Consider the following 22,161-nt stretch of genomic DNA (forward strand, 5'->3'; position numbering starts at 1 on the left):
CTTGAAGTGCTGTCGTTTTAACCGTTTAAGCGCGTTCGACGGCGAGGGAAACCCCCATGCCGCCCCCGATGCACAGTGCGGCGACGCCCTTCTTGGCTTCGCGGCGCTGCATTTCATGCAGCAGCGTCACCAGGATGCGGCAGCCGGATGCACCGATAGGGTGCCCGATGGCGATGGCACCTCCGTTGACGTTGACCTTGGACGCGTCGATGCCCAGTTCCTTGTTGACCGCGCAAGCCTGCGCGGCAAAAGCTTCATTGAGCTCGAACAGATTGACGTCGCTGGCCTTCCAGCCGGCGCGCTCCAGGGCCTTGCGCGTGGCCGGCACCGGGCCCATGCCCATCGTTGCAGGATCCAGCCCGCTTGTGCCGAAGGCGACGATGCGAGCCAGCGGCTTCAAACCGAGCTGCGCGGCCTTCTTGGCGCTCATCACCACCACGGCGGCGGCGCCGTCGTTGAGGCCGGAGGCGTTCCCGGCCGTAACGGAACCGGCCTTGTCGAAGGCGGGGCGCAAGCCGGCCAGCGCTTCGGCATTGGTTTTCTTGTTGATGAATTCATCGGTGGCGAACACCACCGGGTCACCCTTTTTCTGGGGAATCGTCACCGCAACGATTTCATCCTTGAATTTGCCGGCTTCCTGCGCGGCCGAGGCCTTTTGCTGGCTGCCCAGCGCCAGCGCATCCTGGGCGGCGCGGTCGATGCCGTGCTGCTTGGCGACGTTCTCCGCCGTCACGCCCATGTGGTACTGGTTGTAGACGTCCCACAGGCCGTCCACGATCATCGTGTCCTGCAGCTTCCACTCGCCCATGCGCTGGCCATCGCGCGAATTGGGCAGCACGTGCGGCGCGGCGCTCATGTTCTCCTGGCCGCCGGCCACCACGATTTCGGCATCGCCCCAGGCGATGGCCTGCGCCGCCAGCATCACGGCCTTCAAGCCCGAGCCGCACACGGCGTTGATGGTCAGGCCCGGCACTTCCTTGGGCAGGCCGGCCTTGAGCAGCGCCTGGCGCGCCGGGTTCTGCCCGGAGCCGGCGGTCAGCACCTGGCCCATGATGACTTCGCTGACCTGCGAGGGATCGACCTTCGCGCGGGCTAGCGCTTCCTTGATCACGATGGCGCCGAGTTCGGGCGCCGGAATCTTGGCGAGCGAGCCGCCGAACTTGCCCACAGCGGTGCGGACGGCCGAAACGATGACGATGTCTTCCATGAGGGTCTCCAATGATGCGTCGGGATGAAAACGGGATCAGGCCGCCTTGGCCTTGACATAGCGGCCGGGCGCGGGCTCGATGACCTTGTACTTGCCTTTGCCGTAGCTCTTGGGCGCAGCGATCTGCTTGCCCGCGTGAGGCTTCAGCCAGGCGGCCCAGTCGGTCCACCAGCTGCCAGGATGCTCCTTGGATCCCTTCAACCATTCTTCGTGGGTCTTGGGCAGTTTGTCGTTGGTCCAGTAGGACCGCTTGTTCTTGGACGGCGGGTTGATCACGCCGGCGATATGGCCGGAGGCGCCCATGACGAAGCGCTTCTTGCCCGGCAGATGCTGCGTGGAGGCATAGGCGCCCGCGATGGGGACGATGTGATCCTCGCGCGAGCCGTAAAGGTAGACCGGTATGTCGAGCTTGCGCAGGTCCACCTTTTCGCCGCAGACCGTGCACTTGCCCGGCTTGACCAGGTTGTTCTCGAAGTAGGTGTTGCGCAGGTACCAGGCGTACATGGGGCCCGGCAGGTTGGTGGAGTCGCTGTTCCAGTACAGCAGGTCGAACGGCGGCGGGGTTTCGCCCTTGAGGTAGTTGCCCACCACGTAGTTCCACACCAGGTCGTTCGGGCGCAGGAAGCTGAATGTGGAAGCGAGTTCCTGGCCCTTGAGGAGGCCGCCGCGGCCCAGCTGCATCTCGCGGAACTTGACGAAGGCGTCGTCGATGAAGAGATCGAGCACTCCGGTATCGGAGAAATCCAGGAACGTGGTCAACAACGTGGCCGAGGCGACCGGCTTTTCGCCGCGCGCGGCGAGGACCGCAAGCGACGTGCCGAGGATCGTTCCGCCGACGCAGAAGCCCAGCGCATTGATCTGTTTAGCTGCCGCGATCTCCTGCACCACTTCGATGGCCTTGATGCAGCCGTCGCCGATGTAGTCGTCCCAGCCCTTGTCCTTGAGCTCCTCGTCCGGATTGCGCCAGCTCACGACGAAGGTGCGATGCCCTTGCTCCGACAGATAGCGCACCAGCGAGTTCTCGGGCTGCAGGTCGAGGATGTAAAACTTGTTGATGCAAGGCGGCACCACGAGGTACGGCCGCTCGTATACCTTGGCCGTGAGCGGCTTGTATTCGATCAGCTGGAACAGCTCGTTCTCGAACACCACGGCGCCTTCGGTCGTGGCGACGTTCTTGCCGACTTCGAACACGCTCTCGTCGGTCATCGACACATGACCCTGCTGGATGTCCTTGAGCAGGTTCTGCATGCCCCGGGCGATGCTTTCGCCGTTGGTTTCGATGGCTTTCTTCTGCGCCTCGGCGTTGAGGCACATGAAGTTGCTGGGCGCCGAAGCCGCCATGAACTGCTCGACGGCAAAACGCAGCCTGGCCTTGGTCTTGGCATCGGTGTCGGCGGCTTCGGCCAGGCCCAGCAGCGTGCGGGCGTTGAGCAGATAAAGGGCGGCGGAGTAGGCAGCGAACGGGTTGGCCGTCCAGGCATCCGAGGCGAAGCGCTTGTCCGCCGCGGCCGGATTGGCCTTCAGGCCCTGGTTCCACAGCTCGGCGGCTTCCGTGAGGTACGCCTGCTGCAGGGCCTGCAGCTTCTCGGGCGAGAAGCTCAGCTGGGGCAATGCCGGCATGCCGGGAGTTGCGTCCAGTCCCTGGAAAGAGCTCAACGCGCTGGCCCAGTTCTGGCTGAGGCTTTGCTGGAACTGCTGGGCTTGCGCAGCCCAGTCTGGTTCAGAATTCATCTCTTGTCTCCTGATACCCTGTTTATCGGGTTAACCCGAAGTATCCCATTAATCATGTTGCACTGCAACAAATAACGCAACGCTACAGATGCATCTCGTCGCTATCGGTTGGCTCTACGTCGCACTCATGATGGCCGTCGCCGAAGCCACCAGCACCACCGGAACGGTGCTGGGTGCATTCTTCACCTTTGTACTCTATGGCGCGGCGCCTGTGTCGTTAGTGCTTTACCTGATGGGAACGCCGGGCAGGAAAAGAGCGATCAAGGCGCGCGAAGCGGCTGAGCTGGCAGCGCGCGCCGCGTCTGCGTCAAACGCGCCAGACACTGGCGGCGAAGCGTCCGCTGACGCGGTCCCGCCGGTGCGAAAAGAATCTTGACGGGTTGCTCACGGTGCACCATTCCCGGCTGCCATCGTTGCCGTAGATCCGCGTGATGCCGAGAGCTTGCAGCCGGCGGCGCGCCAATCCCTGAAGATCGGCCAGCCATTTGCCGTTGCCATGCGGCTCGAAGAGATCCCGCGCACCGGAGTCATGTGCCAGGAAGGCCGCCTTGACTTCGGGGCCCACCTCGAAGGCCTCGCGCCCGATGCACGGCCCGAGCCAGGCAAGAAGCCCGGTCTCGCGCGCACCTTCGCGCCGCAGGCATTCGGCGGTGGATTCGAGAATGCCCTGCCCCCCTTCGCCCGCGAGCCCGCGCCAGCCTGCATGGGCAGCGCCTACGGCGAGTCCGTCTTCGGCGGCGAACAACACCGGCAGGCAGTCCGCCACCATCATCGTGCAGGCCACGTGTGACGCAGTCGTGACACAGCCGTCGGCTTCGGTGCCGTCGGGTGTGTCCGCGTCCAAGGTCACCGTGTAGCGGCCGTGCACCTGCTTGAGGAAGAGCGGCCGCGCCGCGATCGCCTCATGGAGAATCTTCCGGTTCGTGGCCACCGCTTGCGGCATGTCGCCGACGTGGTCGCCCAGGTTCAGCGTGTCATAGGGCGCGGCAGACGAGCCGCCCGCACGCGTGGTGCAGACCGCGCGCACGTTGGTCGGCGCCGGCCAGTCGGGCGTGATCCAACCGGCGGGGGTGTCCATTCAGGCCTCGTTGTCCGGGCAGCTCGAAGGCTGCGCCTTCTGGAAGGCCGGATGCGCCATGCAGGCATCGAACGCCGCCATGGTGCGGGACAAGCCGTCGAAGCTCGTGTTGAAGCGCTTGGCGTTGAATATCTGCGGCACCAGGCAACAGTCGGCGAGGGTCGGCGTCTCGCCGTAGCAGTAGGTGGAGGGAGGCAGCTGCGCAAGTTCGCGCTCGAACGCCTCCAGGCCTTCGCGCACCCAATGCCGGTACCAATTGTTCTTGGCCTCGTCTTCGACCTTGAGTTCGTGCACCAGGTACTTGAGGACGCGCAGGTTGTTCAGGGGGTGGATCTCGCAGGAGATCAACTGGGCGAGTGCGCGCACGCGTGCGCGGCCCAAGGCGTCGCGCGGCAGCAGTGGCGGTTCGGGATGGGTCTCGTCCAGGTATTCGATGATGGCCATCGATTGGCCCAGGCGCTCGCCGGTGTCAAGTTCCAGGGTGGGCACCAGCAGCGAAGGCGATACCGCAGCGTAAGCATCCTTCCTGTGCTCTCCTTTGACCAAGTGCACGGGAAGATAGTCGTAGCCGAGGCCCTTGAGTTGCAGCGCGATGCGGACGCGAAACGACGAGGAAGAGCGGAAGTAGTTGTACAGCTTCATGGGATAAACGTTATCACGCCGGCAGAAGCCATCGGCACAGTGCGACGGTGGCGGCGCCGGCGAGGGCCGCCACGAGGTCGTTGCGCACCAGCTTCATCACGATGCCCACCACGGCCAGCGCGATGAGTTCGGGCAGCTTGCCGGCCGACACCGCCGGCATCACCAGGCCGATCATCACGCCCAGCGGCATGGCCTTCAAGGCCGCTTCGACGCGCGGCGTGATGGGGACATAGCCCATCAGCAGGAAGCCCGCCACGCGAGAGGCATATGCGGTGCAGGCCATCGCGGCGAGCGCCATCAGGAAGCTGGTTTCAACGCCCATGGCGAGCCGCCCCCACGCAACCTGCCGCAAGCCCCGCCCCGACGATGTACCAGCCGCCGGGCAACCAACGATGCAGGGCCAAGGCCACCGCGGCGGCTGCGATGCCCGGCCACAGATCGGCCCTGCCGCGCCACACGCCGATGCCGATGGCCGCGGCGAAGGCGACCAGCATGAAGTCCAGCCCGAAGATCGCCGGATTGGGAACGCTGCGGCCCAGCAAGTGGCCCGTGAGCGTGCCGACCACCCAGGGTGTGAACATCGCCAGGCCCGAGCCCAGGATGAACCCGGCGTCCCGATACCCGGCGTGATATTCACGCATGGACAGCGCCCAGTTGCCGTCGCCCAGCACGAACAACGTGCCCAGCGCCTGCGGCCGCGTGGCGCCCGAAAGCCATGGCTGGATCGAGGCGCCGAAGAGCAGGTAGCGTGCATTGATCACGAGGACGGTCGCGACCAGGGATGCGATCACTGGCGGGTTGCTCCAGCCCTGCAGCACCGCGAGCTGGGCGCTGCCGGAATAGACGAACACGCTCATCAGCAGTGCTTCGAACCAGGCGAGGCCGCGTTCGCTGGCCAGGACGCCGAACACCATGCCGTAGACGAAAGCACCGGGAGCCAGCGGCTGGCCGACTATGAAGCCATGGCGCACGCCGGCGGCGCTGAAGGCGGCCGGCGCTGTCGAGCTCAAAGGCCCACGACCAGCCGCATGGCCGGTATCAGGCGCTCGGTCTCGGCCCGGCGCTCCAGCGCCAGCCGCATGTTCATCTGCGCCACTTCGGTGTGCTCGACCGCCAGCGCCTGGGCGCGCGCGCCTTCGCCGCGTTTCATCGCGTCGAACAGCATGTGATGCTGGCGATGCGCGTATTGCATCCACTCGCGGTCCTGCTGCAGCGTGGATTGCATGGGCAACATGGCCGAAGCCGGCGCGAAAGGCAGCTTGTCGTTCAGCGCTACGGCGCGCTGCAAGGCGCGGTTGCCGCTGGCCTCGAGGACCAGGGCGTGGAAACGATCGTTCATCACGGCGTAGGTCGCATAGCTTTCATAGGTGAGGGGATCTGCGGCCAGCAGCCGATCGCCTTCATCCAGGCAAGCCTGCAGGTCCAGCTGCAATTGCCGCGAAACGCCGTGCTCCGCGACCAGCCGGGCGGCCATGCCTTCCAGGTGGCCCCGCACGGCGATGGCGTCGGCCACCTCGCGCGGCGTGAACCGACGCACCAGGTACTTACCGGTGTCGTTGGCCTCGACCAGGCCCTCCTGTTCCAGCGTGACCAGCGCTGCGCGCACCGGCGTGCGCGATGCACCCAGCCGCTCCGCCAGCTGCTGCTCGGCCAATCGCTGCCCGGGCTCGAACTCGCCGCGCAGGATCAAATCGCGCAGCTGTATCAGCACGGTTTCTTGCAAGTTCATGAAGGCAACTGTACACTGAATTGCAATTTCGGTATACCGTCTAGGAGCCCCATGAAAGCCGACCAGAACGAGTTGCTCACGCGCGTGGGGCCAGGAACGCCTTGCGGGGCGCTGCTGCGCAGGTACTGGCAGCCCGTGGCGCTAGTGGATGAATTCGACCCGGTGCTCGACCCGCGCATGGCCTCGCGCCCGGTCAAGGCGGTGCGCGCGCTGGGACAGGATCTCGTGCTGTTCAGGAATGCCCAGGGAGCCTGGGGATTGCTGGATCGCGATTGCCCGCACCGCGGAGCCGACTTGTCCTTCGGCCGCAATGAAGGCGACGGTTTGCGCTGCCCCTTCCATGGCTGGAAGTTCGATGTCAACGGCAAGTGCCTGCAAACGCCCGCCGAACCCACGGGCAGCAAGCTATGCGAACGGGTGCGCCAGCGCAGCTACCCGGTGCTGGAAAGGAGCGGCATCCTGTTCGCGTGGCTGGGCGAGGAAGGCGCCGCGCCGCCGCCCTTCCCCAACTTCGACTGCTTCGCCGCGCCCTCCTCCCATACCTTCGCGTTCAAGGGTTTGTGGAACGCCAACTGGCTGCAGGCGTTCGAGGTGGGCATCGATCCGGCCCATCCCTCGTTCCTGCACCGGTTCCTGAACGACGAGGCGCTGGAAGGGGTCGGCGACAACGCGGCAGGTAAACAGTTTCGCAGCGCCAGCGCGGGAGAGTTCGGCGGCGAGCGCTGGCCGATGACGCGCATCATGCGCGAGTTCCACCAGCCCGAGATCAGCTTCGAGCCCACGCCCTGGGGTATGCAACTGACTGCCCTGCGGCCAATGACGGACGAACTCACCCATGTGCGGATCACACATGCCATCTTCCCCCATACGTTTGTCATCCCGCTATCGGAAACGCTCACCATCACGCAGATGCATCTGCCCGTGGACGACACCCACACGTACTGGTATTCGGTCTTCACCAGCTTCGCGGGGCCGGTCGACAAGGAGGCGATGCGCAACCAGCGGCTGCAGTACATCTCCCTGCCCGACTACATCCCCAAGTCCGGGCGCCACAACCGCTGGGGCTTCAACCCCGAAGAGCAATTGACGAAGACCTACCTGGGCATGGGCGAGGACGATATCAACGTGCATGACCAGTGGGCCGTCGAAAGCATGGGCCCCATCCAGGACCGCACCCGCGAGCACCTGGGAACCAGCGACAAGGTGATCATGGCCAACCGCCGGACGCTGCTCAAGGCGATCGAAACCGTGCAGGCTGGAGGCGTCGCGCCCGGGGTGGCCGATGCGTCGCAGGCTCCGGCGATGGCAGGTCCGGACACCGTCGACGGCATCGCCCCGGCGGGCACCTGGCCGACCTGGTGGAAGCAACAGGTGCAAGCCAAGCGCGATGGCGCGCCGTGGATCGCTGGCAGCGCCGTCCGGCCTGAGCTCATCGAATGAGCAGTTTCGCCCAGCGCTGCGGTATCCACGACGCGCAGCGCGAACTGGCGCTGCGGCAAACCGCCCGGCTGATAGACGCAGCAGGCCTGGAACTGGTACGCTTTGTTTGGTGCGACCTTCATGGCGTGACGCGGGGCAAGACGCTGGTCGCGTCGGCTGCGGCCCACGCCATGCAGGAAGGCGTGGGAATGGTCAGCACGCTGATGCTCAAGGACAGCTCTGACCGCACCGCCTTCAAGGTGTTCGAGCCCGGCGGCGCCGCCGAACTCCCGGGCTTCGAATTCGCCAGCAACCTGCTGCTGCTGGCCGACCCGGCGAGCTTCAAGCAATTGCCCTGGACCACCGGCACGGGCTGGGTGCGCGGCCAGCCCTGGTTCCAGAACGGCCAGCCAGTGGAGCTGGACACGCGCCGGGTGCTGCAACGCGCGCTGGCGCGCCTCGCCGAGGTGGGGCTGGCCATGAAGTGCGGGCTGGAGATCGAGTTCCACATCTACCGCATCGAGGACACGCACGCCCAGCTCGATCCCGAGCAGGCGGCTTGGCCCGGCCCGCCGCCCGCCGTGAGCATGATCCATCCGGGCTATAACCTGCTCACGGAGTCCTGGTTCGACATGGCCGAGGAGCCGCTGCGCATCGTCCAGCACACAGCCCAGGCCTTGGGGTTGCCGCTGCTGTCGCTGGAAATCGAACTGGGCCCCAGCCAGGTGGAAGCCGTGTTCGAAGCCACCGATGCCCTGACGGCCGCCGACAACATGGTGTTGTTCCGCAACGCGGTCAAGCAGGCCTTGCGGCGCGCCGGCTATCACGCCAGTTTCATGTGCCGCCCGCCCTTCCCCAACATCATGTCCAGTGGCTGGCATTTGCACCAGTCGCTGGTGGACGCGCAGGGAGGCAACGCATTTCGCCGCGAGACGCCGATACCGGCGTCGACCCCCGCGGACGCGCAGTACACGCTGTCTGAGCTGGGCGAGCATTACCTGGCCGGGCTGCTGGAACACGCGCGCGCCATGGCCGTGTTCTGCACGCCCACGGCGAACGGCTTCGGCCGCTTCCGGCCCAATGCACTGGCGCCGCAATCGGTGCTGTGGGGGCGTGACAACCGCGGCGCCATGCTGCGTGTGATCGGCGAGTGCGGCGACGGCGCGACGCGCATCGAAAACCGCATCGGCGAGCCGGCGGCCAACCCCTATCTCTATCTGGCATCGCAGATCCACGCGGGGCTCGACGGCATCGCGCGCAAGCTGAAGGCTCCCGCCGCAACCGACGCGCCCTATGCATCGACAGCCGCCAAACTGCCGACGAGCCTGGGCGAGGCACTGCACGCCCTGCGCATGGACACGGCGCTCACCGCTGGTTTCGGCCAGGCCTTCGTCAATTACTTCGTGCGCATCAAGCAGGCGGAACTGCTGCGCTTCGAGCAGGCCGAGGACAGGGACGAGTTCCAGCGGCGCGAATATTTCAGCCGGTTCTGATGATCACCATCCATTTTGTGGAGGCAGGCGACGCCGCTCTTGAGGTTCAATGCAAAACCGGGCAAAGCCTGATGCAGGCAGCCGTCGCGGCCAACGTGGACGGCATCGAGGCCGACTGCGGCGGGCTGATGACCTGCGCCACCTGCCACGTTTACGTGCGCGAGCCATATGCCAGCCAATTGCCGCCACCCGGCGACGAAGAACTCGGCATGCTCGAGTTCACCGCATCGCCCAGGAACCCCAACAGCCGCCTGTCATGCCAGATCGAGCTGACCGAGGTGCTGGACGGCCTCACGGTAGACTTGCCAGAAAGCCAACACTAGAAAGCCACACCATGATCCTCGAGCTCGCCGACATCCGCATCGCCCCCGGCCGGCAGGCCGCGTTCGACGAGGCTATCCAGCGCGGCCTGGCCACCGTGATTGCGCAGGCCAAGGGCATGCGCGGCTACAAGGTCAACAAATGCATCGAGTCACCCGAGCGCTACGTGCTGCAGATCTTCTGGGACACGCTGGAAGACCATACGGTGGGCTTCCGTGAAGGCCCGCTGTTCGCGCAATGGCGCGCCATCGTCGGGCCCTTCTTCGCCGCCCCGCCGCTGGTGGAGCATTTCGATCTCCTGGTGAAATCGCCGGAATGAAAAAGGGCCCGCAAGGGCCCTTTTCTCCTAGCCGGCGATGCTTATCGCGTCGCGACGTTCGAACGCTCGCCCAGGAAGATCTCGACCCGGCGATTGCGCGCGCGGCCGGCATCGGTGGAGTTGTCGGCGACCGGCTCGTGTTCGCCACGACCGGCGACCACCACGCGATTTGGGTCCACGCCGCGTGCCGCCAGGTACTGCTTGGCCGCTTGGGCGCGGTTCAGCGACAACGGGTCGTTCACGGCATCCGAGCCCTGGCTGTCGGTGTGGCCAATGATGCGCACTTCGGTGTTGGGCTGCGAGGACAGGCCGCTCGCGAACTGATCCAGGATGGGTCGCAGGTTGGGCTTGATGTCGGCGCGGCCGGAATCGAAGGAGATGTCGCTGGGAATGTTCAGCTTGAGCTGATTGTCCGGCGTCTGGGTGACCTGCACGCCCGAGCCCTGGGTGGCGCGTTCCATGGCCAGCTTCTTGTCCTGCATGTGCTTGGACCAGACATAGCCGCCCAGCGCGCCCACGCCGGCGCCGATCACGGCACCCTTGGCATCACGCCCGATCGCGGCACCGGCCAGTGCGCCGACACCGGCGCCTACGGCCGTGCCCTTCTGGGTCTGGGACATGTTGCCCAGGTTCATGTCGGCACAGCCGGCCATGAGCATGGCGGCCGCACTGACGGCCACGAACAGGGTCCGCCCCTTGAATTGTTTGTTAATCATATGTGTTTCCTTTCGACAGTAAAGCACTCACGCATTGGACTGCGGCGCCGGCCGGATTGTGCACATCCATGGCCTCACATCGCTGTAGGACAAGGACCTGACTGTTGAGTTCAAGCCTCTTCGTGGCCGCTCACGAGTTTGCCCAGCAGTGTTGTCAGCTGCCGGCGCTCCGCCGTGTCGAGCGGCTCCAGCAGCCGGGTCTGCACTTTGGCCACGGCCCGCTTCATGGCCTGCGCCGCCTCCTGGCCTTCAGGCGTCACCCACAACAGCTTGCGCCGGCGATCCTGCGCGTCGGCTTTCCTGCGCACCCAACCCTTGGCTTCCAGCCGGCCTATCACCGAGCCGGACGTGGCGGCGTCGAACGCGACCTTGGCGGCCAGCGTCACCTGGTCTTCGCCCGGGTCGTCGATGAGGGCATTGAGGATGGCGAATTGCACCGGCGTGATGTCGAAATCGCCCGTCTCTTCCATGAAGATCGCCACTGCGAGCTGGTGCGCCCGGCGGATCAGGTGCCCGGGTGCGTGCTGGAAATCGAAGCTCTTGGACATGCGGCGAGTGTAGCCACGGCCGGGGCGGCTCCTGCACTTGCCAGGTCGATTATTAATATGTATGCTTATCATTTGTCCAGCGTATCGGGATCATTCATGACGCGGCCTCTTCAATTGATCGTTGCCGGCGGGGGTATCGGCGGGTTGGCTGCGGCGTTCGTGCTCGCCAGGGACGGGCATGCGGTCACCGTGCTGGAACAGTCCGCCGCGTTCGGCGAAATCGGAGCGGGCATCCAGCTCGGCCCCAACATCTTCAAGATGTTCGAGTACCTGGGCCTGACCGATGCCGTCAACCATGTGGCTTTCTTCCCCCCGGGCCTGGGCATGAACGACGTGCGCACCGGCGAGAGGGTCGTGCGCGTCCCATTGGGCGACACTGCCCGCGCCGCTTACGGGTTTCCGTACGGCGTCATCTATCGAGCCGACCTCCACCAGGTCTTCCTGGAAGCCTGCAAGGCCCTGCCCAATATCATGCTTCGCACCGGCAGCAAGGTCGAATCGTTCGGGCAGGACGCCTCGGGCGTGCGCGTGAAGCTAGCTGGTGGTGAAGTCGTGCCGGGAGATGCCCTCCTTGGCGCCGACGGCTTGTGGAGCCGCATCCGCGAAGCCGTCGTCGGCGACGGCAAGCCCCGCGTTTCCGGCCATATCGCCTATCGCGCCGTACTCAAGCGCGAAGACGTGCCGGCTCACCTGTGGAGCGACGACGTGCTGCTCTGGGGCGGCGAAAAAACCCACCTCGTGCACTACCCGCTGCGCCGGGGCGAGCTGTTCAACCTGGTGGCCGTCTTTCACAGCAACAAGTACGACGAAGGCTGGAACACTTTCGGCGACACCGCGGAATTGAACGAGCGCTTCGCCCATGCCGTGCCGCAGGTGCGTGAACTGCTGGACAAGATAGAAACCTGGAAGATGTGGGTGTTGTGCGACCGCGAGCCGGTGAAGAACTGGACCGACCGCCGCGTCACCTTGCTGGGCGACGCGGCCCACCCTATGCTGCAGTACCTGGCACAGGGCGCGGGGCAGGCCATCGAGGATGCGGTCGTGCTGGGCGAGGCCTTGCGCTTGACCCGGGGCGACGTGGCGCAGGCGTTCCAGAAGTACCAGCAGGCGCGTTACCTGCGCACCGGGCGGGTGCAGCTCACAGCGCGCTTTTACGGCGACATCTACCATGCGGCAGGCGTCCAGCGAGAACTGCGCAACCAGATGTTCCAGAGCGGCAAGGAGTCCGCGGGCTTCGCCGGCCTGAAGTGGATGTACGACGGGATCGATCCCAAGAACCTTTTCAGTTGAGGCCCATGCAGATAACACTGACAGAACCCAGCCGCCAGACACCGGTGCTGGGGGAATACGACGTAGTCGTCCTCGGCGGCGGCCCCGCCGGGATAGCCGCTTCAGTGGCCGCAGCCCGCGCCGGCCGCTCGACGCTGCTCATCGAGCGCTACGGCTTTCTCGGCGGCATGGGCACGGCGGCGGGCGTGACGAACTTCTGCGGGCTGCATGCGAATGTGCACGGCGAGATTCGCCAGGTCGTGCACGGCGTCGCCGACGACCTGCTCTCGCGCATCGATCGGCTTGGCGGGCTGAACACGCCGCACAACCTGTTCGGCAAGACGGTGGCGCAGGCGTACGACACTGCCGCCTACAAGATCGCCGCCGACGACCTGATGCTTTCCGCCCGGGTGAAGGTGCTGTTTCATGCGCTGGCCGCGGGCGTGCTCATGGAATCGGCCGGCCGCATCAAGGCGCTGTTGATCGAGACCAAGTCCGGCCGCGGCGCCGTGCTCGGCCGCTGTTTCATCGACTGCTCGGGTGACGGCGACCTTGCCGCCTGGGCCGGTGTGCCGTACGAGAACGGCGATGGCGCGGGCAACTTCCTCTACCCCTCGACCATGTTCCGCCTCAACGGCATCGATCCTGATCGTGCGGGCAAGGCCTGGGAGGTCATTCCGCAGCTGATGCTGGAAGCGGAAGCGGCGGGCCGCTACAAGTTTCCGCGAAAGACGCCCATCGTGCGGCCGCAGAAAAGCGGCATCGAGTGGCGCGTCAACCTCACCCAGCTGGCCAATGCCGAGGGCAATGCGATGGACGGCACCGATGCGGACGAACTGAGCGAAGCCGAGATGCTGGGCCGGCGGCAGATCGCCAGCGTCGCCAACTTCCTGAAGGAAGTGCCGGGGTTCGAGAATTCGTACATCGTCGACATCGCGCCGCAGGTCGGCATCCGCGAGACGCGGCGCGTGCAGGGGCGCTACCTCTTGACCGAAGCGGACGTGCTCGAATGCGCGAGCTTCGAGGACACCGTGGGCGTCAACGGCTGGCCCCTGGAACTGCACCTGAAGGGCGACGTCGAATTCCGCTGGCCGAAGATCCCGGAGAGCCGCGGATTCAATCACCTTCCCTACCGCATGACCGTGCCCGTGGAAACGGACAACCTGTGGGTCGCCGGCCGCTGCGCTTCCATGAGCCACGAGGCGCAATCGGCAGCCCGGGTCACCGGCGCCTGCTTCGTGATGGGCCAGGCCGCCGGCACTGCCGCACATCTCGCACTGGGCGCCGGCTCGCATGCTGCCGATGTGGATATCGCCGCCCTGCAAGCCCGCCTTGAACGCGATGGCGCCTACCTGGGCCGAAGCTAGTAGGCCCACCGAAGGAAATTCCCTCATGAACGCCCCCCATCCGACCGCCCCGCTGCGCGAGCAGCTGTATCGCGACATGGACCCGCTCAACCTGACCCCGCTGTGGGAGGTGCTGCATGCGCTGGTCCCGCCGCAGCCTGCGTCCCCCTGCGTGCCCGCACTGTGGAAATACGAAGAGGTGCGGCCCTTCCTGATGCGGGCCGGCGAAGCCATCACCGCGGAAGAAGCGGTGCGCCGGGTGCTGATCCTGGAGAACCCGGCCTTGCGCGGGCAATCGGCGATCACGCAGTCCCTCTATGCGGGCTTGCAGCTGATCCTGCCCGGTGAAGTGGCGCCCAGCCACCGGCACACGCAGAGCGCCCTGCGCTTCATCGTCGAGGGATCGGGCGCCTACACGGCCGTCGATGGCGAGCGCACCACCATGCGGCCGGGCGACTTCATCATCACGCCCAGCTGGACCTGGCATGACCACGGGCACGACGAAACCGGGCCCGTCGTCTGGCTGGATGGCCTGGACATCCCCATGATCCGTTTCTTCGACGCCGGTTTTGCCGAGAGCGCCTCCAGCAAGTCGCAGGCCGTTGCCCGCGCCGAAGGCAGCAGCTTCGCCCGCTACGGCCACAACATGGCGCCGGTCCGGCACGACGCACCGTTCGGCCTCGCCTCGCCGATCTTCAGCTACCCCTACGAGCGAAGCCGCGAGGCCCTGGACCGGCTGGAGCGCGACGCGCCGGTCGATGCCTGGGACGGGGTCAAGCTGCGCTACATCAACCCGCTTACCGGCGGCTCGCCGATGCCGACCATGGCGACCTTCATGCAGAAACTGCCGGCTGGTTTCAGCGGCAAGCCCTGGCGCCAGACCGACGGGGCGGTGTACAGCGTCGTCGAAGGCAACGGCGAAGCGGTCATCGAAAGCGGCGGCCAGAGCTGGCGCTTCGCATTTTCGCCACGCGATCATTTTGTCGTTCCGTCATGGCACACTGCGCGCTTCTCGTCGGAGCGTGGTTGTGTGCTGTTCAGCTACTCCGATCGCCCGGTGCACCAGGCACTGGGAATTCACCAGGAAGAAAGGTTGTCATGAGCTACGTTTTCACTCCCGCGCCCCCAGCTTCGGTACCCGTTCAGGGCCGCACCGAGCGCTTCCCGGTGCACCGCATCTACTGCGTCGGCCGCAACTACGAAGAGCACGCCAAGGAAATGGGCTTCACCGGCCGCGAGCCGCCGTTCTTCTTCCTCAAGCCCGCCGATGCCGTGGTTCCGGTGAACGCCGGCGAAACCGGCACTATCCCTTATCCCAGCCTCACCAAGGACCTCCACCATGAGATCGAGCTGGTGGTGGCCATCGGCACCGGCGGCAAGAACATCAAGGCCGCCGACGCGAAAAAGCACATCTACGGTTACGCGGTCGGGCTGGACATGACGCGGCGCGACCTGCAGGGCGAGATGAAGAAGCAAGGCCGGCCGTGGTGCATCGGCAAGGCCTTCGACCAGTCCGCACCGATCGGCCCGATCACGCCCGCCGACAAGGCCGGCGACGTCACCAAGGCCGTGATCTACGTGCAGGTGAACGGCAAAGACCGCCAGCGCAGCAATGTGTCCAAGCTGATCTGGAACATCGGTGAAACCATCGAACATCTGTCGGCCGCCTGGGAATTGCAGCCGGGCGACCTGATTTTCACAGGGACGCCCGAGGGCGTGGCTGCGGTGGTTTCGGGCGACACCCTGGTGGGCAGCGTCGCCGGCCTCGGTACCTTGTCGGTCAAGATCGCCTGAGGCCGGGCGCGGGCTTGCGCGCTGATCGAACGGGTTGTTCGATAATCGCGCAGCGCCCGCGCGCCGCCGGTCCGCCGGAAGGCGCGGGTTCGACAATCCCAAGAATAACGAGGAGAACGGATTGCGCCTATTGGAAAACCTGGCGAAACTCTGCGCCATCCTTGCCGGCGTCCTGCTGACGACGATCACGCTGATGACTTGCGTCAGCCTGATCGGGCGCAACACAGTCGGCATCACGCTGGTCGGAGACTTCGAGCTGACCGGCGTCGCCGCCGGCGCCGCGGTCGCGCTTTTCATGCCCTGGTGCCAACTACGGCGGGGCAACATCATCGTCGACTTCTTCACCGCCAAGGCGAGCGACGCGACCAACGCGGCGCTGGACCGTTTCGGCGCGCTCTTGCTGGGCGGCTCGATGGCCCTGCTCGCTTGGCGCGCCGCCTTGGGGGGCCTTAACGCCTACAACACGCACTCCGGCACCATGATGATCGGTTTTCCGGAATGGATCGTCTACGCGGCCATGGTGCCGCCGCTGGCGCTGACGGCCCTGATCGGCCTGGCCCAGGCCCTGCGTGGCTTCGACGTCGAGGTGACCGAATGAGCCCGCTTGCCCTCACATTGCTGATCTTCGCCATCATGCTGCTGCTGATGGCCGTACGGGTCCCCATCGCCATTTCGATGTTCGTGGCGGGCTGCGTGGGCTATGTGCTGCAGGCAGGCTGGGCGCCGCTGGCGAGCTTCCTTAACACCCAGGCATTCGCCCGCTTTGCCAGCTACGACCTGTCGGTCATACCCCTGTTCATCCTGATGGGAAACTTCGCCACCCAGGGCGGCATCTCCAAGGCGCTGTTCGAGGTGGCCAGTTCCATCATGTCCCGCTTCAAGGGCGGGTTGGCCATGGCGGCGGTGATGGCCTGCGCCGCCTTCGGCGCGATCTGCGGCTCCTCGGTGGCCACGGCCGCCACGATCACGTCCGTCGCCCTGCCGGAGATGAAACGGCACGGCTATTCGGGGCGCCTGTCGACCGGGGCGCTTGCCGCCGGCGGCACTTTGGGCATCCTGATCCCTCCTTCCGTTCCGCTCGTCGTCTATGCGATCCTGGCGGAGCAGAACATCGCCAAGCTGTTCGCCGCGGCGATGATCCCGGGCCTGATCGCCATGGTGGGCTACATGATCGCAATCGCCGTTTACGTGCGGGTCGTCCCGGGACATGCGCCGGAGCATGAGGACGATGCGCCCAAGCTGACCCTGGCCGCGTTAGCGGGGGTGCTGCCGATCGCGATCATCTTCCTGATCGTGTTCGGCGGGATCTACGGCGGCCTGTTCACCCCCACCGAGGGCGCCGCCGTCGGGGCCGCCGCGACCTTTGGCGCGGCCTTGCTGCGGCGCGAGATGACCTGGCGGAAGTTCAAGCATTGCTTCTACGCCACGGCCGAAAGTTCGGCCATGATCTTCCTGATCTTCATCGGCGCGGACCTGATGAACTCCGCGCTGGCCCTGACACAGGTGCCCAACCAGTTGGCCGCCGTGGTCGGCAGCTGGGGCCTCTCGCCGGTCGCCGTGGTCGGCGCCATACTGCTGTTCTACGTGGTGCTGGGTGCGGTCATGGACGAGCTGTCGATGATCCTGCTCACCATCCCGATCTTCTTTCCGATGGTCATGGGCCTGGACTTCGGCATGCCGAAAGAGTCCGTGGCGATCTGGTTCGGCATCATGGTGCTGATGACCGTGGGCTTCGGATTGCTGGCGCCGCCTGTAGGCCTGAATGTCTACATCGTCAACGGCATGGCCAGGGATGTCCCCATCAGCGAGAGTTACCGCGGAGTCATGCCCTTCCTCATCAGCGACACGCTGCGCACCCTGCTGCTGCTGTTCTTTCCCGCGATCTCGCTCTGGCTGGTGAAGTACATCAGCTGAGGGAAAGCCCCCGAGTCGGCCGGCCCGGCCGTGCGTTAACTTACCGTCCACCACTGGAGAACTACATGATCCAACGTCGCACACTGCTGAAGTCCACGGCCGCCGTCGCGCTGGGGACGCCGGGCCTGAGCGGGCTGGCGCAACAAGCCGTCACCCTCAAGTTCCATACCTTCATGGCGCCGCAGTCCAACGTCTGGCTGACCATGCACAAGCCCTGGATGGAAAAGGTCGAGAAGGAGTCGGGCGGCCGGATCAAGTTCGAGGGCTACCCCGCCATGCAGCTGGGCGGCACGCCGGTGCAGCTCTATGACCAGGCCAAGGACGGAGTGGTCGACATCGTCTGGACCCTCCCCGGCAACACGGCGGGCCGTTTCCCGCGCATCGAGGTGTTCGAGCTCCCGTTCATGATGAACAACGCCGAGGCCACCTCCAAGGCTTATTGGGAATACGTGCAGACCGTCGCACCCGACGAATTCAAGGACGTGCAGGTGCTGGCCTTGCATGTGCACGGCCCGGGCATGTTCCACACCAAGGACAAACTCATCAAGACGGTTGACGACCTGAAAGGCATGAAGGTCCGCGGACCCACCCGCCAGATCACCAAGATGCTGGGCTTTGTCGGCGCCACGCCCGTAGGCATGCCGCTGCCGGCCATTCCGGATGCGCTGTCGAAGGGCACGATCGACGGCTGCGTGATCCCCTGGGAGGTCGTGCCCTCGGTCAAGGTCCACGAGCTCACCAAGTTCCACAGCGAGTTCGACAACTCCGGCGGCGCGCTCTACACCACCACCTTCGTGATGGGAATGAACAAGGCCAAATACAACTCGCTCGCGCCCGACCTGAAAAAGGTCATCGACAACAACTCGGGCATGGCCACCTCCGGCTGGCTGGGCCAGGTGCAACAGGGCAACGACCCGATCGGGCGCAAGGCGGCCGAAGATCGCAAGAACACGATCTACAGGATCACCCCTGCCGACGCGCAGGAATTCAAGCGCAAGGCGCGCCTGGTCGAGGTGGAATGGGTGGAAGACATGAACAAGCGCGGCTTCGACGGCAAGAAGCTGCTGGAAACCGCCCGCGCCTTGATCGACAAGCACGGAAAGGGTGCGGCGCCGGCCAAGAAGGCCTGACCGCGCCACCACTACACTTGGGGGATGCTTCGCACCCCCATCAAACATTGCAGGAACTGCGGCACGGCAGTGGTGTACCGGGTGCCCGACGACGGGGACACCCGCCAGCGCGCCGTCTGCCCTTCCTGCGACACCATCCACTACGAGAACCCCCTGAACGTGGTCGGCACCGTGCCCTACTGGGGCGAGCAGGTGCTTTTATGCAAGCGCAACATCGAGCCTCGCTGGGGCAAGTGGACCCTGCCTGCCGGCTTCATGGAGCTGGGAGAAACCACGGCGCAGGGCGCGGCGCGCGAGACCGACGAGGAGGCCGGTGCGCAGATCGAGATGGAAGGCTTGTTCAGCGTGCTCAGCGTGCCGCGCGTCAACCAGGTCCACATGTTCTACCGCGCCCGCCTGCTGAGCGATCGCTTCGACCCGGGCCATGAAACGCTCGAAGCGCGCCTGTTCTCGGAGCAGGAAATCCCCTGGGAGGAGATCGCGTTCAAGACGGTGAAGGAAACGCTGCTTTGCTACTTCGAGGACCGGCGGCGCGGCCGGTACGAAGTGCACAACATCGACATCGCCTAGTTACGGAGTCTGCTGTCTTCGCGCAGCCTGGCTTCCTCGCGCCGCTTGGCGCACAGCGGGTGATTTCGCGTGCCCGCTTTCTCGCACTGCTCGGACAGGCAGAATTCCTTGGACAGGAAGAGCTTGTCCTTGCAGGCCTCCACTGCGCTGTGCGCAGCGGCTGCGAGGTGTGTGGACACAGGCCGCGGCTCGTTCCGCTGGGGCGCAGGCTCTGACAGGACGACGGGGCGTGAGGTTTCCGGCGCAGGCGCGGACGCGACTCCCTTGGCCTTGGCCGCGCTGGCCGGCCGGCGGGCGGCGCCGGCGGGCGCCGGAATGGCGGTGGGTGTCTGGGCTGCGTCCATAACACCAGGAGCCGCAGCCACGACGACCGGCGCCACCACCGCTGCATTGCGTGGGGACGAAGCGGAACTGGCGGGCCCGGCTGCGGTTTGCCCAGGACCGGGTTTCCCCATCAGGAACAGGGCCGCGATGCCGCCCAACGCCACCGCGCCCAGCGCCGCAAACACGGCGGGAGACGTCTTCCTGCGCGTCGGCGCAGCTGGCTCCACTGAGGGCGGCGATGGCGGTGGCTCGGTCGGCGCGGCTGAGGCCACCGAATTCTCGGGCGGAGTAGGCGTCCCCGTCGGCTCCGTGACCGTGGGAGCCGAATCTTCGCCGGACTGCGCCGGCTGCGCAGCCACCAGCGGCGTCGTGGCGGTGTAGGCACGGGTGGTCTCGAGGTCCTGGCCGCCGGGAACGGCGGGGATGCTGCGGCCGCTGAGGACGGTCTGGTCCGGCGAGCTGCCGGCGCCGGCGAGCTTGCGTATGCGCCGGCGAGCCAGGTCGGCGTAGATGCCCGCCGGAAACTTGTCCAGGAAGCCAAGCAGTTCCTCGGGATCCGTCGAATCCTTGATGTCCTTCCAGTAAACCAGCTCCAGCTCCTGTGTCACCGTGGAGCCACCCGTCATGGAGTTTTCTCCGGCGGCCGGCGAGTCGGGCTTCCTGGAGGGATTGGCAGGCGGAACAATGGTGGCGTCCTCCGCCCGCCGGATCGCCGATTGCAGGGCGGAAGCGAAATCGCGCGCCGTCGCAAACCGCTGCTCGCGGTCCTTGGCCAGGGCGCGGGCCACGACTGCATCGATGGCCGAGGGCAGCCGCGTATTGAAGGAGCTTGGCGGCGGCGGCGTGTGGCCGATGATCTGGTGGATGATGGAAAAGTCGTTGTCGCCGTCGAACGGCCGCTTGTCCGTGAGCAGCTGGTAGAGCACGACGCCCACGGAGAAGAGATCGGCCCGCGAGTCGATCTTCTGGCCCTGCACCTGCTCGGGCGACATGTACTTGAGGGTGCCGACCATGCTGCCCTGCGTGCGCGTGGCCTCGCCGGAGTCCTGCATGCGGGCCACGCCGAAATCGGTGAGCTTGACGCGGCCACCCGGCTCGATCAGCAGGTTGGCGGGCTTGATGTCGCGGTGCACAACGCCCTGCTTGTGCGCATAGTCCAGGGCCGACAGCAAGTCGCGGATCATCTTGAGCGACTGCTCGAGGGAGTAGCGGTGGCCTTTGTCGAGATGGTGCTTGAGGTCGTCGCCCTGGATGTACTCCATCACCAGGTAGGCCATGTCGCCGTCGCGGTCGGAGTCGTAGACGCTGACGATGTTGGGGTGCTGCAGCCGTGCCGCCGACCTGGCCTCGGTACGGAAGCGAGACTCGTATTCGGCCGCGGCTTCTTCCGAGAGGTTCTCCACCTTGACGGTCTTGATCGCGACCCGCCGCTCCAGGTTGGGGTCGCGGCCCTCATACACGATCCCCATCGCCCCCTTGCCGAGGACGCGGACCAGGTCATAGCGGCCAAGCTTTTTTAGACTCACAACAACTGCGTCTTGTAGCGGGGAGGAGCCGATTCTAGCCTGCGCCCCATAGCGGCGAATCAGGCCGTCACCGAAAACTGCAACACCGGGGCGCCTTCGGCCTCCCGCTCGCAACCCAGGGTGATCTCGCCCTGCCCCACCAGGTAGCACTCGGTGCGTCGCAACACCACGGGCTCACTCTGGTTGCCCACGTAGACCCAGGTGCCGAAGCTCGACGCGTCGCTCAGGATGAAGTGGCCGCCACGCCACTCCACGGTGGCGTGCACCCGGGATACCCGCGAGTCGTTGATGGAGAGCGTCGCCGTGGTCGCGCGCCCCAGGGTCAGCTTGTCGTCGCGGGGCCCCAGCCGCAGCGTGCGGCCCAGGGCGGAGATTTCCAGCAGGCCATCCTTCGCCGCCCTGAACAGGGAGACGCCCATCACGGTGGCGTCCGCGTCGCGATCGACCTGCCAGTCGACGCGGAAGATTTCTGTCACCTCGGACTTGCCGCGCAAGTACATGGGGCCCAGGCTGCGCAGCTGCGCCTGCTGCAGCGGCCCGAGCGCATCGCGCACCCGCTGTGTCGTGAGGATCTGCTCGGCGCCCGCGAGGTCGGCCAGTCGGGCGGCGCTGTTGACCGCGTCGCCGTAGCAATCGCCGTCGATCTCCACCACCTCGCCGGCCTCCACGCCCATCTGCATCTGGATCGGTGCGCCTACTCCGCCCGCGACCACCGGCTTGTCCTGCAACCGCTTCTGGATCGCGACGCAGGCGGCCAGGGCCTCGCTCTCGCGGGGAAACACCACGAAGAGGCCGTCACCCAGCAGCTTGACCACCCGGCCGCTGTGTTCCTCGAAGGTCTTGCTGAGCGCAGCCGTGAGTTGGGTCACGAAGCGGCCGGCGGTCTCGTCGCCCAGTCGCTCGAAGATGCCGGTGCTTCCGACCAAATCCGCAAAGACAACTGTAGCCACGATGAGTCAGTGTCCCGGGTTGGTTGTTATGGGAATAAAGACCATTCCCGGCGATTCTATGCGCCGGGGTGTCCAGCACAACGGTGGGCGACCCGGAAAGAAAAACGGGTTACTGCCTTGGAGCAGTAACCCGTT

Annotated in this window: 24 protein-coding genes; 13 read left to right on the forward strand and 11 right to left on the reverse strand. The window is 65.7% G+C overall.

All coding sequences use genetic code 11. The features are described 5' to 3' along the window. Positions 1-25: 25 nt before the first annotated feature. Together HNE04_RS12795 and HNE04_RS12800 are read right to left on the reverse strand one after the other, a co-directional pair. Positions 26-1,207, reverse strand: coding sequence for an acetyl-CoA C-acetyltransferase (locus HNE04_RS12795; RefSeq protein ID WP_172219458.1), 1,182 nt, complete (start codon positions 1,205-1,207; stop codon positions 26-28). A gap of 36 nt (positions 1,208-1,243) precedes the next feature. After that, the gene (locus tag HNE04_RS12800; RefSeq protein WP_172219460.1) at positions 1,244-2,938 is read right to left on the reverse strand and encodes a PHA/PHB synthase family protein; all 1,695 of its coding nucleotides are present in this window, start codon (positions 2,936-2,938) and stop codon (positions 1,244-1,246) included. A gap of 88 nt (positions 2,939-3,026) precedes the next feature. Here HNE04_RS12800 and HNE04_RS28050 point away from each other — a divergent pair, with 88 nt between their 5' ends. Then, positions 3,027-3,314, forward strand: a complete 288-nt coding sequence (locus HNE04_RS28050) for a hypothetical protein (protein ID WP_235964967.1) — start codon at positions 3,027-3,029, stop codon at positions 3,312-3,314. Here HNE04_RS28050 and pgeF read toward each other — a convergent pair. From pgeF to HNE04_RS12825, 5 genes are read right to left on the reverse strand one after another with little or no spacing between them, the layout of a single operon-like run. Continuing rightward, positions 3,246-4,016: a peptidoglycan editing factor PgeF gene (gene pgeF, locus HNE04_RS12805; protein WP_172219462.1), complete on the reverse strand. Its 771-nt coding sequence runs from the start codon at positions 4,014-4,016 to the stop codon at positions 3,246-3,248. The two genes, HNE04_RS28050 and pgeF, sit on opposite strands and share 69 nt — an antisense overlap. Further along, positions 4,017-4,658: a maleylacetoacetate isomerase gene (gene maiA / locus HNE04_RS12810; RefSeq protein ID WP_172219464.1), complete on the reverse strand. Its 642-nt coding sequence runs from the start codon at positions 4,656-4,658 to the stop codon at positions 4,017-4,019. Between the two features lie 13 nt (positions 4,659-4,671). Continuing rightward, positions 4,672-4,980: an AzlD family protein gene (locus tag HNE04_RS12815; RefSeq protein ID WP_172219466.1), complete on the reverse strand. Its 309-nt coding sequence runs from the start codon at positions 4,978-4,980 to the stop codon at positions 4,672-4,674. Further along, entirely contained in the window at positions 4,970-5,668 is a 699-nt protein-coding gene (locus tag HNE04_RS12820; protein ID WP_235964968.1) for an AzlC family ABC transporter permease, read from the reverse strand. Before HNE04_RS12820 ends, HNE04_RS12815 begins: the two co-directional genes overlap by 11 nt. Next, entirely contained in the window at positions 5,665-6,387 is a 723-nt protein-coding gene (locus HNE04_RS12825; RefSeq protein ID WP_172219468.1) for a GntR family transcriptional regulator, read from the reverse strand. The genes HNE04_RS12820 and HNE04_RS12825 overlap by 4 nt, the downstream gene beginning before the upstream one ends. 51 nt (positions 6,388-6,438) lie before the next feature. On the opposite strand from HNE04_RS12825, the gene HNE04_RS12830 reads away from it, so the two are divergent. From HNE04_RS12830 to HNE04_RS12845, 4 genes are read left to right on the forward strand one after another with little or no spacing between them, the layout of a single operon-like run. After that, complete coding sequence (locus HNE04_RS12830) at positions 6,439-7,827, forward strand: Rieske 2Fe-2S domain-containing protein (protein WP_172219470.1); 1,389 nt, start codon at positions 6,439-6,441, stop codon at positions 7,825-7,827. Further along, entirely contained in the window at positions 7,824-9,299 is a 1,476-nt protein-coding gene (locus HNE04_RS12835; RefSeq protein WP_172219472.1) for a glutamine synthetase family protein, read from the forward strand. The genes HNE04_RS12830 and HNE04_RS12835 overlap by 4 nt, the downstream gene beginning before the upstream one ends. Further along, complete coding sequence (locus tag HNE04_RS12840) at positions 9,299-9,622, forward strand: 2Fe-2S iron-sulfur cluster-binding protein (protein WP_172219474.1); 324 nt, start codon at positions 9,299-9,301, stop codon at positions 9,620-9,622. The genes HNE04_RS12835 and HNE04_RS12840 overlap by 1 nt, the downstream gene beginning before the upstream one ends. An 11-nt stretch (positions 9,623-9,633) precedes the next feature. Next, a complete protein-coding gene (locus HNE04_RS12845) occupies positions 9,634-9,939 on the forward strand; it encodes an antibiotic biosynthesis monooxygenase family protein (protein WP_172219476.1) in 306 nt (101 codons plus the stop codon). 41 nt (positions 9,940-9,980) lie between these two features. Here HNE04_RS12845 and HNE04_RS12850 read toward each other — a convergent pair whose 3' ends face one another. Both HNE04_RS12850 and HNE04_RS12855 read right to left on the reverse strand, forming a co-directional pair. After that, a complete protein-coding gene (locus tag HNE04_RS12850) occupies positions 9,981-10,655 on the reverse strand; it encodes an OmpA family protein (RefSeq protein ID WP_172219478.1) in 675 nt (224 codons plus the stop codon). A 110-nt stretch (positions 10,656-10,765) separates the two neighbouring features. Next, the gene (locus tag HNE04_RS12855) at positions 10,766-11,203 is read right to left on the reverse strand and encodes a MarR family winged helix-turn-helix transcriptional regulator (protein ID WP_172219480.1); all 438 of its coding nucleotides are present in this window, start codon (positions 11,201-11,203) and stop codon (positions 10,766-10,768) included. A gap of 96 nt (positions 11,204-11,299) precedes the next feature. Between HNE04_RS12855 and HNE04_RS12860 the strand changes: the two genes are divergently transcribed. The 8 genes from HNE04_RS12860 to HNE04_RS12895 all read left to right on the forward strand — a co-directional run bounded on the left by HNE04_RS12860 (position 11,300) and on the right by HNE04_RS12895 (position 19,226). Next, a complete protein-coding gene (locus HNE04_RS12860) occupies positions 11,300-12,493 on the forward strand; it encodes a 3-hydroxybenzoate 6-monooxygenase (RefSeq protein ID WP_172219482.1) in 1,194 nt (397 codons plus the stop codon). An 11-nt stretch (positions 12,494-12,504) separates the two neighbouring features. Continuing rightward, positions 12,505-13,839, forward strand: coding sequence for an FAD-dependent oxidoreductase (locus HNE04_RS12865; protein ID WP_328700325.1), 1,335 nt, complete (start codon positions 12,505-12,507; stop codon positions 13,837-13,839). A 25-nt stretch (positions 13,840-13,864) separates the two neighbouring features. After that, the gene (gene gtdA, locus HNE04_RS12870) at positions 13,865-14,920 is read left to right on the forward strand and encodes a gentisate 1,2-dioxygenase (RefSeq protein WP_172219486.1); all 1,056 of its coding nucleotides are present in this window, start codon (positions 13,865-13,867) and stop codon (positions 14,918-14,920) included. Next, positions 14,917-15,612, forward strand: coding sequence for a fumarylacetoacetate hydrolase family protein (locus HNE04_RS12875; protein ID WP_172219488.1), 696 nt, complete (start codon positions 14,917-14,919; stop codon positions 15,610-15,612). Before gtdA ends, HNE04_RS12875 begins: the two co-directional genes overlap by 4 nt. 121 nt (positions 15,613-15,733) lie before the next feature. Next, positions 15,734-16,210: a TRAP transporter small permease gene (locus tag HNE04_RS12880; RefSeq protein WP_172219490.1), complete on the forward strand. Its 477-nt coding sequence runs from the start codon at positions 15,734-15,736 to the stop codon at positions 16,208-16,210. Beyond that, positions 16,207-17,526, forward strand: coding sequence for a TRAP transporter large permease (locus HNE04_RS12885; RefSeq protein ID WP_172219492.1), 1,320 nt, complete (start codon positions 16,207-16,209; stop codon positions 17,524-17,526). Before HNE04_RS12880 ends, HNE04_RS12885 begins: the two co-directional genes overlap by 4 nt. A 65-nt stretch (positions 17,527-17,591) precedes the next feature. Then, positions 17,592-18,656, forward strand: a complete 1,065-nt coding sequence (locus tag HNE04_RS12890; protein WP_172219494.1) for a TRAP transporter substrate-binding protein — start codon at positions 17,592-17,594, stop codon at positions 18,654-18,656. A 24-nt stretch (positions 18,657-18,680) separates the two neighbouring features. Then, positions 18,681-19,226, forward strand: a complete 546-nt coding sequence (locus tag HNE04_RS12895) for an NUDIX hydrolase (protein WP_172219496.1) — start codon at positions 18,681-18,683, stop codon at positions 19,224-19,226. Here the strand turns inward: HNE04_RS12895 and HNE04_RS12900 are convergent. Both HNE04_RS12900 and HNE04_RS28400 read right to left on the reverse strand, forming a co-directional pair. Then, a complete protein-coding gene (locus tag HNE04_RS12900; protein ID WP_172219498.1) occupies positions 19,223-21,076 on the reverse strand; it encodes a serine/threonine-protein kinase in 1,854 nt (617 codons plus the stop codon). The two genes, HNE04_RS12895 and HNE04_RS12900, sit on opposite strands and share 4 nt — an antisense overlap. Positions 21,077-21,135: 59 nt before the next feature. Beyond that, complete coding sequence (locus HNE04_RS28400) at positions 21,136-22,026, reverse strand: adenylate/guanylate cyclase domain-containing protein (RefSeq protein WP_172219500.1); 891 nt, start codon at positions 22,024-22,026, stop codon at positions 21,136-21,138. Positions 22,027-22,161: the final 135 nt, after the last annotated feature.

Source organism: Caenimonas soli, from assembly GCF_013155545.1.
Lineage (GTDB): Bacteria > Pseudomonadota > Gammaproteobacteria > Burkholderiales > Burkholderiaceae_C > Ramlibacter > Ramlibacter soli.

Excerpts from the sequence above, each read along its gene's own strand:
- maiA (WP_172219464.1), bottom strand. The coding sequence starts at position 4,658 with ATGAAGCTGTACAACTACTTCCGCTCTTCCTCGTCGTTTCGCGTCCGC.
- HNE04_RS12855 (WP_172219480.1), bottom strand. The coding sequence starts at position 11,203 with ATGTCCAAGAGCTTCGATTTCCAGCACGCACCCGGGCACCTGATCCGC.
- HNE04_RS12845 (WP_172219476.1), top strand. The coding sequence starts at position 9,634 with ATGATCCTCGAGCTCGCCGACATCCGCATCGCCCCCGGCCGGCAGGCC.
- gtdA (WP_172219486.1), top strand. The coding sequence starts at position 13,865 with ATGAACGCCCCCCATCCGACCGCCCCGCTGCGCGAGCAGCTGTATCGC.
- HNE04_RS12860 (WP_172219482.1), top strand. The coding sequence starts at position 11,300 with ATGACGCGGCCTCTTCAATTGATCGTTGCCGGCGGGGGTATCGGCGGG.
- HNE04_RS12890 (WP_172219494.1), top strand. The coding sequence starts at position 17,592 with ATGATCCAACGTCGCACACTGCTGAAGTCCACGGCCGCCGTCGCGCTG.
- HNE04_RS12840 (WP_172219474.1), top strand. The coding sequence starts at position 9,299 with ATGATCACCATCCATTTTGTGGAGGCAGGCGACGCCGCTCTTGAGGTT.
- HNE04_RS12825 (WP_172219468.1), bottom strand. The coding sequence starts at position 6,387 with ATGAACTTGCAAGAAACCGTGCTGATACAGCTGCGCGATTTGATCCTG.
- HNE04_RS12815 (WP_172219466.1), bottom strand. The coding sequence starts at position 4,980 with ATGGGCGTTGAAACCAGCTTCCTGATGGCGCTCGCCGCGATGGCCTGC.
- HNE04_RS12830 (WP_172219470.1), top strand. The coding sequence starts at position 6,439 with ATGAAAGCCGACCAGAACGAGTTGCTCACGCGCGTGGGGCCAGGAACG.
- HNE04_RS12800 (WP_172219460.1), bottom strand. The coding sequence starts at position 2,938 with ATGAATTCTGAACCAGACTGGGCTGCGCAAGCCCAGCAGTTCCAGCAA.
- HNE04_RS12850 (WP_172219478.1), bottom strand. The coding sequence starts at position 10,655 with ATGATTAACAAACAATTCAAGGGGCGGACCCTGTTCGTGGCCGTCAGT.
- HNE04_RS12875 (WP_172219488.1), top strand. The coding sequence starts at position 14,917 with ATGAGCTACGTTTTCACTCCCGCGCCCCCAGCTTCGGTACCCGTTCAG.
- HNE04_RS12895 (WP_172219496.1), top strand. The coding sequence starts at position 18,681 with ATGCTTCGCACCCCCATCAAACATTGCAGGAACTGCGGCACGGCAGTG.
- HNE04_RS28050 (WP_235964967.1), top strand. The coding sequence starts at position 3,027 with ATGCATCTCGTCGCTATCGGTTGGCTCTACGTCGCACTCATGATGGCC.
- HNE04_RS12835 (WP_172219472.1), top strand. The coding sequence starts at position 7,824 with ATGAGCAGTTTCGCCCAGCGCTGCGGTATCCACGACGCGCAGCGCGAA.
- pgeF (WP_172219462.1), bottom strand. The coding sequence starts at position 4,016 with ATGGACACCCCCGCCGGTTGGATCACGCCCGACTGGCCGGCGCCGACC.
- HNE04_RS12795 (WP_172219458.1), bottom strand. The coding sequence starts at position 1,207 with ATGGAAGACATCGTCATCGTTTCGGCCGTCCGCACCGCTGTGGGCAAG.
- HNE04_RS12885 (WP_172219492.1), top strand. The coding sequence starts at position 16,207 with ATGAGCCCGCTTGCCCTCACATTGCTGATCTTCGCCATCATGCTGCTG.